The 9171-nt window shown below is 45.5% G+C and carries 10 protein-coding genes; 1 reads left to right on the top strand and 9 read right to left on the bottom strand.

Features of this window, described 5'->3' with window-relative positions; translation table 11 throughout:
- Window positions 1-143: 143 nt before the first annotated feature.
- From AAEO50_RS02015 to AAEO50_RS02005, 3 genes are all read right to left on the bottom strand, one after another.
- Window positions 144-602, bottom strand: coding sequence for an 8-oxo-dGTP diphosphatase (locus AAEO50_RS02015; protein WP_341979877.1), 459 nt, complete (start codon window positions 600-602; stop codon window positions 144-146).
- 460 nt (window positions 603-1062) lie between these two features.
- Window positions 1063-1779, bottom strand: a complete 717-nt coding sequence (locus tag AAEO50_RS02010) for a GDSL-type esterase/lipase family protein (RefSeq protein WP_341979859.1) — start codon at window positions 1777-1779, stop codon at window positions 1063-1065.
- Window positions 1780-2465: 686 nt separating this feature from the next.
- On the bottom strand, window positions 2466-2780 hold the full coding sequence (locus tag AAEO50_RS02005; protein WP_341979857.1) for a MerR family transcriptional regulator: 315 nt from the start codon (window positions 2778-2780) through the stop codon (window positions 2466-2468).
- A gap of 171 nt (window positions 2781-2951) precedes the next feature.
- Between AAEO50_RS02005 and AAEO50_RS02000 the strand changes: the two genes are divergently transcribed.
- Window positions 2952-3098, top strand: coding sequence for a hypothetical protein (locus tag AAEO50_RS02000; protein ID WP_341979855.1), 147 nt, complete (start codon window positions 2952-2954; stop codon window positions 3096-3098).
- 45 nt (window positions 3099-3143) lie between these two features.
- Here AAEO50_RS02000 and trxB read toward each other — a convergent pair whose 3' ends face one another.
- From trxB to hisH, 6 genes are all read right to left on the bottom strand, one after another.
- On the bottom strand, window positions 3144-4091 hold the full coding sequence (gene trxB, locus AAEO50_RS01995) for a thioredoxin-disulfide reductase (protein ID WP_341979853.1): 948 nt from the start codon (window positions 4089-4091) through the stop codon (window positions 3144-3146).
- A 116-nt stretch (window positions 4092-4207) separates the two neighbouring features.
- The gene (locus AAEO50_RS01990; protein ID WP_341979851.1) at window positions 4208-5716 is read right to left on the bottom strand and encodes a tetratricopeptide repeat protein; all 1509 of its coding nucleotides are present in this window, start codon (window positions 5714-5716) and stop codon (window positions 4208-4210) included.
- A gap of 697 nt (window positions 5717-6413) precedes the next feature.
- A complete protein-coding gene (hisIE, locus tag AAEO50_RS01985) occupies window positions 6414-7049 on the bottom strand; it encodes a bifunctional phosphoribosyl-AMP cyclohydrolase/phosphoribosyl-ATP diphosphatase HisIE (protein WP_341979849.1) in 636 nt (211 codons plus the stop codon).
- Window positions 7046-7804, bottom strand: coding sequence for an imidazole glycerol phosphate synthase subunit HisF (hisF, locus tag AAEO50_RS01980; protein ID WP_341979847.1), 759 nt, complete (start codon window positions 7802-7804; stop codon window positions 7046-7048). Before hisF ends, hisIE begins: the two co-directional genes overlap by 4 nt.
- Entirely contained in the window at window positions 7798-8535 is a 738-nt protein-coding gene (gene hisA / locus AAEO50_RS01975) for a 1-(5-phosphoribosyl)-5-[(5-phosphoribosylamino)methylideneamino]imidazole-4-carboxamide isomerase (RefSeq protein ID WP_341979845.1), read from the bottom strand. The genes hisF and hisA overlap by 7 nt, the downstream gene beginning before the upstream one ends.
- A complete protein-coding gene (hisH, locus tag AAEO50_RS01970; protein ID WP_341979843.1) occupies window positions 8532-9170 on the bottom strand; it encodes an imidazole glycerol phosphate synthase subunit HisH in 639 nt (212 codons plus the stop codon). The genes hisA and hisH overlap by 4 nt, the downstream gene beginning before the upstream one ends.
- Window position 9171 lies beyond the last annotated feature (1 nt).

Here is a 9171-nt window from a genome sequence, read left to right as displayed (position 1 = left end):
CTTCTTGGTCGGTTTGACTTATGACATGTGCCTCTAAGCCCCAGAGCTAGACACGTCTCACATTGGCCACTTCTCCCGCAGGAGTCTTCGTCTTGTACTCCAATCACCTGCTAGAAAAGGCCTAACATAATCTTTACCTTCAATCAGCTCGGATCTAACCGGTATGATAGCAGCTTAAAATCCGGCGTATATGTGAACGTTCCATAGATGGTTTTCTTTCCGTGCAGGAGATAATCAAGGATATGATAGTCCCCTTCAGCCATCGGCAGATTCTTGATGTCTTCAAACTTATGCCACTTGATCTTTCCTTCTTCCGATTCCTGAAGGTTGACACCGTCTGCTTCTGTCGCAAAAAAGGAAAACATCATCCACTCTGAAACCACTTGGTCTCCGTCTTTGATAATAAATGTGAAAACTCCTTTTAAATCGGGATTTTTCAAATAGATCCCTGTCTCTTCGCGGTATTCGCGTATAACCGCATCGCGAATCGATTCACCCGGCTCCATCTTGCCGCCCGGTGCTACCCACCAATTGCGGCGGGGTTTTTGGAGAAGGAGTACTTTGTCTCCATCCAGATATAAGCAATTTGTGACACGCTGCACTTCCTTCACCTCTAGTCTAGTTCTTTAGGACATTGTTTCCGTCCTTTCTCATTCCTTTCATTATACTATGATTGAAGACAAGCCACAATGTCTCAGCCTTCAATGAAAAACGGAATGTTTATTCGAAGGGAACATTGTCGATTTATCCTTACAAGAAAAGGGACAAACTTCTCCATCATTCGAGTAGTACAGCCCTCTCCCCGTCACTATAACAGAAAAAAAGGCAAAAAAAATAGACACAGGCGAGTCCTGTGTCGTCTACGGGATTTATTACTTAAAAAGGGGGTCAATTTCTTACTCTTTATATTACCCGATAATTGTTTCACTAGTGTTACAACAGATTTAAAACGGTATTACGGAATTGTTAATTTTGACGAATTTTTATTAAGTACCCCTCGGATTTTGGGGGAATTTGTATAATCTTCAGTGAATGAACATTCATTCCTTCGAATAGTTATTCTTAAAAGTTATATTTCTTCATAATTTGATCTGCCATAAGTTCATAGCCTTTTCCATTCGGATGAAGTGAATCATGAAAATATTGCTGTTTGTCTTTTCCTTTGAATAAAGGGTTGGATGAGACATATTTTACTTTTCCATGTTTCTTCACTTCTTTCACGATCGTTTGATTCCATTCATCGACATATGCTTCAATCTTGTCGCTGTCTTTGTCCGGATAAGGATTATAAAGCCCGATGACAAGAATCTCAGCATCCTCGTTCGTTTTTTCAAGCGTATCCAGAATGAAGTTCAAGTTATCAACATACTCTTTTTTCGCTTCCATGATTTTATCATGATGAAGAGGAACAAAATCCCCGCCATTGCTTTTGATCAAATCATTTGTGCCGATGTTGACGATGAATACATCCGCTTCCGATAGATCCTCGGTCACACTCGGTTTCATCAGCTGCTTTTGAAGACCTGATGACTTCTGACCCGGAATCCCCAAGTTTTGAAACTGATAGCTTTTTTTCGTATTCTTCGCGTTCACCTTTTCTTCCAAGCGGCCTATATAACCTGTATCCTTATCGTCCCCATATCCATACGTCAGCGAATCTCCGAGGGCGATGACCCTTTTCTTCGATTCCGATTTGCTTTCTTGGGCAAAAAAACTGAAATAAACGATGGGGATCAGTGCGATTACCACGATTGGTATTATGATTTTCCATTTTGACATTGATGATCATACCTTCCGATTAGACTGAGATGCTGTTCATGATGTGTTTATTCCCTTTTCTTGGAGGTGTAATCCTGTATATTTTTGGTATTGTTGAGCTTAGCGGGGGTTAAGCCTAATCACCGCTGTTGATTTCCGTGCAAGACTTCGCTTTCCGCGGGTGACCCGTGAGCCTCCTCGTCGCTGCGCTCCTGTGGGAAGAAAAGCGGAGGCGGCTCGCTCAAGCCCCGACAAGCATAAGATGAATGGGCCGGGAAGGCGTTCTTTGCCTTCTTGGACCATTTAGCTTATGACCTCGAGGGGCTAGCCGCCGGAGCTGGACAAGTCTCACATTGGCCACTTCTCCCGCAGGAGTCTTCGTCTTGCACTCCAATCAATAGCTGGAACCAAATTTAAAGGATGTTCTGCACATTAATCTACGAATTAAACATTCGTAAATCACATCGAATTTAGCTGTTAACCTGGTAGTGAAATCACCCTTAATCATCGTTTAAGTCGTTAATCTTCGAGTTTTCACCATTAATCTTCGAGTTTCACCTAAAAATCTTCGAGAAATCATCATTAATCATCGAGTTTTGACCATTAATCATCGAGAAATCACTGATAATCTTGCAATTTGGCTATTTCAACTGATATTCATCAAAAAAGACAAACTCCCCATTAGAGTTTGCCTTTTGCGGAATCTTTCAATTCTTCTGGATTCCAAACCGTGCGTTTATTTGGCCCTTGATCATTTTCTGTTTGGCTTCTTTTCTCTCTTTTTTGGTCAGTTCGTATTTGATTTCTTTGGTTGTGACACCTTCTTCTCTATGGTCCGCTATTTCCATTAGTCGTTCTACATCGTTGAAAGAGTATTTGCGGTATCCCCGGTTGGTCCGTTCCGGGAAGATCAGATTCTTTTCTTCGTAGTACCTGATTTTTCTTTCTGTCAGTCCTGTTAATTCACTGACTACGCCGATTGAGATTACTTTTTTATCCTTATAAGAAGATTCCTGTGCCACACTACCCTCCTCCTCTTTTCTTCATTATACATGGGCCTGAAGGAAAAACTGATGCGTATGTAAGAAAGTCTGACAAACAATCTTTTAATTGGAAGGAAAACTGACAAAGTTGCGGAATGCAGGCGGGGACCGTACTACAATGAAGGTAAGCTAACATAAGGAGTGAATGCTATGCCATTTTTAAGAGATGCCGTTCAAAAGCAGCGAGAGCATTTTATTCGTCTTTTAGTTAAGAGTGGAGTTGCGGAAGGACCGGATGTGGAGAAATGGACGCTCACCGAATTGGTCGCCTTGTATGATAAGCATCACAGGAAATGAATTGAAAAAAGCCTTGGGAGCAACTTCGCCCCAAGGCTTTATCTATTAAACGTGCTTGACTTTTTCCTTCAATTCTTCTACATAATGCTGGGCTGCCTGCGCCGCGATGCTGCCGTCGCCAGTCGCGGTAACGATTTGACGGAGTTCTTTCTCGCGCACATCGCCTGCTGCGAAGATTCCAGGGACTTTCGTTTCCATTTGTTCGTTTGTCATGATATAGCCCATATCATTGGTGATGCCAAGGTTTTGGAAAGGCTTCGTCAATGGAATCATTCCGATGTAGATGAAGACACCATCCGCTTGGAATTCTGTCTCTTCTCCGTTTTCAGTGGACACCAGCGTGACGCTTCCAACCTTGCCATCTTTGTCATTGATTTCTTTGACTGTATGATTCCAGATGAAATCAACTTTTTCGTTATCGAATGCACGCTGCTGAAGGATTTTCTGCGCACGAAGCTCATCGCGGCGGTGAACGATCGTTACTTTGTTCGCGAATCTTGTCAGGTACACGCCCTCTTCGACTGCAGAGTCTCCTCCGCCGACAACGACAAGGTCTTTCCCTTTGAAGAATGCACCGTCACAAACGGCACAGTAGGATACTCCGCGTCCGCCAAGTTCTTTTTCGCCCGGTACGCCGATTTTCTTGTATTCGGCACCGGTTGAAAGGATGACAGCACGTGCTTTGTATTCCTTCGATCCCGCTTTGACAAGCTTGTAATCGCCCTCGTCGACGATTTCCTTGATATCTCCGTAAGCGTATTCCGCTCCGAATTTCTTCGCGTGATCGAACATTTTATTCGACAGGTCCGGACCAAGGATATGGTCGAAGCCTGGATAGTTTTCAACTTCTTCCGTGTTTGCCATCTGTCCGCCGGGCACACCTCTTTCAAGCATTAGCGTTGAAAGACTTGCACGGGACGTATATACAGCCGCTGTCATTCCTGCTGGACCGGCACCGGCGATAATCACATCATAAATTTTTTCTTCTGACATTCTGAATTACTCCTTCCAAAAACGTTGTTATAAGCATGTTTTTTATATTCCCTATATAGTATTTACTGTCTATCACTATCCTATAAAAAACAGGGTTGTATCGTCCAAAAATATGCTCATGGAAGGTAGCTTTCCACCACGGAAATGTATTTGGTCAGTGTGCTTGCAGAGATATTGTAGGCATCACACACCTGTTTTTTCGTCACCTTTTCATTACGAAGATGATTCCATACGTACTCGGCAGCCGCTGCAAATGCTTTCGTATTCTTGAATGTCTCGCGCTCTTTAAGCCCGCGGTACGCAACCGTGAACCATGTTAAAAACAGACCGGAATCAATGCTTGAAATCGGATGATGGCCATCATACAGATGAAGCGCGACCTCATGCATATTCTTGATCTCCTGGTTCACCTTCATGGAGCTTTTCCCATTCGTGTTCAGGACATGCGCAAGATACACCTTTTCGACAATCGAAAGTTCCTCTACCTCACAAAAATCAGCATGAGTCAGCACTGATTTCTGATGCTCCGAAACAGACGTGAGGAAAAGACCGAACAGCTTTTCTTCTGTATAGTCACTTTGCAGTTTCTTTAAGATGGAAGTAACGTGATTCTCAAAACCTGCAGTACGGTTTTCATTCCAAGGTTCGCTTCCCTCTTTTTCCGGATTAAGCTCGACAACCTTTTTCCAGGCATTGCGTGCCGTCTGCCCGTGTCCGGTTTCATGCGCGGAGTGGGACAGCCAGTAATAATAGCTCGCATCCCCTTCAAAACCGATCTTCTGCAGCGACTTCAGCCATTCATATGCTTTTTCAGAATGACCGATCAGAGCGAAAGTGGCCCCTAGCTTGAAACGATGCTCATGCAGTAACGGACGCACCTTTTCAAGCCCCTCGATCAGCTCTTCCAGCTCGTCATTCCTCTTTTGATAAAAATAAAAAACAGCCGTGTTGCAAAGCGCATGAAGATTCCCCGGATTCTTCTCAAGCACTTCTTCAAGTGTCGCGGATGCTTGATCCACTTCACCCAAGTAGAAATGCGCAAGTGCGAGATTATTATAAGCAGACCAGAATTCAGGATATTCTTCGATCACTTTTTTCAATGTATCAACTGCTTTTTGGAAATGACCTGATTCAAGCAAGTCCTTTGCCTTCTCCTGCTGCATGATCAGATCATCATGTTCATATAAATCTTCCACAGTCAGGTCTGAATCCAGTTCCAACAATTCAAGCAGATCCTCGGCATCCTCGACGAACTCGCCGTGCTCTTCTTTATCCAAATATACGCTGACATGGTCATATGCCTCTTTAAACAATCCTAAATGCGCATAATTATTGGCCAAAAAATAATGGCACTCCGTCATATGGGGGTCGAGATTCTTAATGATTTCGTGAAGCAGTTCATTCGCATGCTTGAACTCGCCAAGCTCTGTATACACAATCGACAATTGACATGCAATCATCGGCTCCAATGGTTCCAGTTGAAACGCTCTATTCAAATATTTTAACGACCGCTTAAGCTCGCGGCGCTGATAAGCTTTCATTCCCTTGTTGTAGTAGTACTCACCTGTAGGGACAAATGACAACACCTTTGCTTGCTCACTTATTAGTTTTGACCCTTTTCTCATCAAAGTCCTCCGAACCGTTCATAGTATATCCAGGCTCTTTCATCAGACATTGGTATGCCGGCGGTGATTTTCGTCCCGACCGCCGGCTCCATGTATAATTGAAGAGCACGATTTATTAGTTGTAATAATCCATTTCATTAACCTATAACTAAGATAGTATAACACACAACAAAGTTGGACTAAACTACCATATTTTGAGGGGCTGGGAGTTTCGTCGGGGATGCGGGGGACGGAATGGGAAGATTTTTCGACATGAAGGGAGCAATTATTTTTTTGAAAGGCAGAAATAATCAATTGAAGGGTAGAAACAGATCTATGAAGGGTGTAATCTTCTTAGGGAAGGGTGCAATTGTTTGAATGAAGGGCAGAATCAGTATATAAGCTTAATCCGACCCTGGGGATCAAGCTGGCCACCAGGGTGGTTTGGCGCAATTATTTCGATTCTGGCGCAATTATCTGGAAAGTGGCGCAATTATGCTGAAACAGGCGCAATAATCTGGATTCCGGCGCAATTATCTAATATGTGGCGCAATCCCGCTCCCCAATTAAGAATTTACTTTAGCAGATCTCAACTATGCAGAAACAACTTCGAAAAAGTATACCGTTCGAACTCATTTCAAAAGAAATATTGTTCAGAAAATACATAAAAGGGACGAACCTTTAACAAAAAAGACCCGTCCCTTTTCCACATATTTATTTATTTATTATGCCGCTCCACAAGCACACGGAGCACTTCTTCCAAAGGGAGATCCTGTTCGCGCAGCAGCACCAGTACGTGGTAGAACAGGTCCGCCACTTCCCATTTCAGTTCTTCCCTGTCCCTGTTTTTGGCGGCGATGATCACTTCAGAAGCTTCTTCACCTACTTTTTTGAGGATCTTGTCGACCCCTTCCTCGAACAGGTAGGTTGTGTAGGCGCCTTCCGGACGTTCTTTTTCGCGGTCGGCGATGAGGGCTTCCAGAGTAAGTAAGATGTTTTCCTTAGAAGCAGATGGAGAATCCTCCCCAGCTACTTGTTCATGAAAACAGCTCTCCTCACCTTTGTGGCACGCGGGACCATTTTTATCGACAAGGACGAGTAAGGCGTCCTTATCGCAATCCCAGACAATGCTCTTGACTTTCTGTGTATTCCCGCTCGTTTCGCCTTTATGCCAGAGTTCCTGGCGGGAGCGTGAGTAGAACCATGTTTCGCCCGTTTCTAGTGTCCGCGCGAGCGACGTCTCATTCATATAGGCGAGGGTCAGGACTTCCTTCGTTTCCGCATCCTGGATGATGGCGGGCACGAGGCCGTTTTCATCGTATTTTACTTCTGTTGTCCAATCATACTTCGTCATCGTACATGCACCTCCTTGTCTCTCAGATAACCCTTCACTTCTTCTACGCTTGTTTCTTTATAATGGAAAATCGATGCGGCAAGCGCTGCATCTGCTTTCCCTTCTGTAAATACTTCTTTAAAGTGTTCTGCATTGCCGGCTCCGCCCGAAGCGATGACCGGGATGGATACTGCTTCGCTGACCGCTTTCGTCAACGCCACATTGAAACCTTTTTTCTCTCCGTCACTGTCCATGGACGTCAGCAGGATCTCTCCTGCACCAAGGGCTTCCACCTGTTTCGCCCACTGTACTGCATCGAGGTCTCTAAGCTTGCGTCCGCCGTGGGTGTACACCTTCCAGTTCCCGCTTTCTTCATCATGCTTGGCATCGATCGCCACGACGATGCACTGGGAGCCGAAGTACTGCGCACCTTCCCGCACCAGTTCAGGACGCAGGACTGCTGCAGTATTCAGGGAAACCTTATCAGCCCCCGCCCTCAGGATGGCTTTCATATCTTCAACGGCGTTGATGCCGCCGCCTACTGTAAAAGGGATGGCGAGTTCAGCCGCGACGTGCCGGACGACTTCGACGATCGTCTTCCGCCCTTCATGGGAAGCTGAAATATCTAAAAATACCAGTTCATCCGCACCCTGCTTGTCGTATACTTTTGCAAGCTCGACCGGGTCTCCTGCATCTCTCAGCTCAACGAATTGAATCCCTTTTACGACACGGCCGTCTTTGACATCAAGACAGGGAATGATCCGTTTTGTCAGCATGATCCGCTCACCTCTTTTAACGCCTCTGCAACGGTGAACTTCCCGGTATAAAGAGACTTCCCGCAAATCGCACCCGTGACTCCCTGCTCGCAGTACTTTTTCAAAGCAGCAAGGTCTTCAAGTGAGCTGACGCCTCCAGAGGCAATGACTGACTTTCCTGTTTCCCTTGCAAGCTCGACTACTGCGTCCACATTTGGACCCGACAGCATCCCATCGGTTGCGATATCGGTGAAAATAAACGTCTCCGCTCCGGCGTCGGCCAGTTCTTTTCCAAGGTCAACCGCTTTTAACGAAGATGTTTCAATCCAGCCGTGAGTGGCAACATAGCCATCCTTGGCATCCAGTCCGATCGCAATTTGGTTCCCGTATTTCGCAAGCCATTCTTTTACTAATTCTGTGTTGGAAACGGCGATGCTGCCGATGATCACGCGGTCGACACCGCGGCTCAGATAATGCTCGATGTCTTCTGCCGATCGGATCCCTCCGCCGATTTGCACTTTTGCATCCAATTTTTCAGCAACGTTAATGACAAATTCATCGTTGATCCGGGAGCCTTCCTTTGCTCCGTCGAGGTCGACCATGTGGATCCATTCGGCACCTTCATCCGCGAACTTTTTTGCCATATCAAATGGGGAGTGGCCGTACACCGTCTCCTGGTTGTAGTCTCCTTGAATCAATCGTACACATTTTCCTCCGCGCATATCGATGGCGGGATAGATGGTGAAACTCATGAAACCGCCTCCGATTCTTTCACTCGTTTTGTGAAGTTTTCCAGTAGCTGCATGCCCAATCGTCCGCTTTTTTCCGGGTGGAACTGCATGCCGTAAATGTTATCTTTGCTGACAACTGCCGGTATTTCAACGCCTGCATAATCCGCGGTTGCTGTCAGAACGCCTTCGGAGCCGTGAACATAATAAGAATGGACGAAATAGACGTAGCCTTCTGTCAAACCATCCAGAAGGTGAGATTTTTTTCGAAAAGATAGGTGATTCCAGCCCATATGCGGGACCTTGTATTGGTTCCCTTCGCTGTCTTGTTTCGGGATATGGATCACTTCACCGGGAAGCAGCCCGAGGCCGGGTGATTCACCGTTCTCTTCACTTTTTTCAAAAAGCAGCTGCATCCCGAGGCAAATACCGAGAAGCGGTTTCCCGCTGCCGGCAAAAGTCAGGATGGTTTCTTTCAGATGTGTCGATTCCAAGAGATTCATGGCATCCTTATAGGCACCGACCCCTGGTAATATCAAACCGTCCGCTAATAGCAGCTTCTCACGGTCGTCACTGATAAAATAAGGCACGTTCAACCTTTCGAGCGCTTTGCTCACGCTGAAGAGATTTCCCATTCCGTAATCTGCGATGCCGATCATG

It is taken from the genome of Rossellomorea oryzaecorticis (assembly GCF_038405515.1).
Lineage (GTDB): Bacteria > Bacillota > Bacilli > Bacillales > Bacillaceae_B > Rossellomorea > Rossellomorea oryzaecorticis_A.
This window is presented reverse-complemented; position numbering and strand designations above follow the sequence as displayed.

Excerpts from the sequence above, each read along its gene's own strand:
- trxB (WP_341979853.1), bottom strand. The coding sequence starts at position 4,091 with ATGTCAGAAGAAAAAATTTATGATGTGATTATCGCCGGTGCCGGTCCA.
- AAEO50_RS02000 (WP_341979855.1), top strand. The coding sequence starts at position 2,952 with ATGCCATTTTTAAGAGATGCCGTTCAAAAGCAGCGAGAGCATTTTATT.
- hisH (WP_341979843.1), bottom strand. The coding sequence starts at position 9,170 with ATGATCGGCATCGCAGATTACGGAATGGGAAATCTCTTCAGCGTGAGC.
- hisIE (WP_341979849.1), bottom strand. The coding sequence starts at position 7,049 with ATGACGAAGTATGATTGGACAACAGAAGTAAAATACGATGAAAACGGC.
- hisF (WP_341979847.1), bottom strand. The coding sequence starts at position 7,804 with ATGCTGACAAAACGGATCATTCCCTGTCTTGATGTCAAAGACGGCCGT.
- hisA (WP_341979845.1), bottom strand. The coding sequence starts at position 8,535 with ATGAGTTTCACCATCTATCCCGCCATCGATATGCGCGGAGGAAAATGT.
- AAEO50_RS01990 (WP_341979851.1), bottom strand. The coding sequence starts at position 5,716 with ATGAGAAAAGGGTCAAAACTAATAAGTGAGCAAGCAAAGGTGTTGTCA.
- AAEO50_RS02010 (WP_341979859.1), bottom strand. The coding sequence starts at position 1,779 with ATGTCAAAATGGAAAATCATAATACCAATCGTGGTAATCGCACTGATC.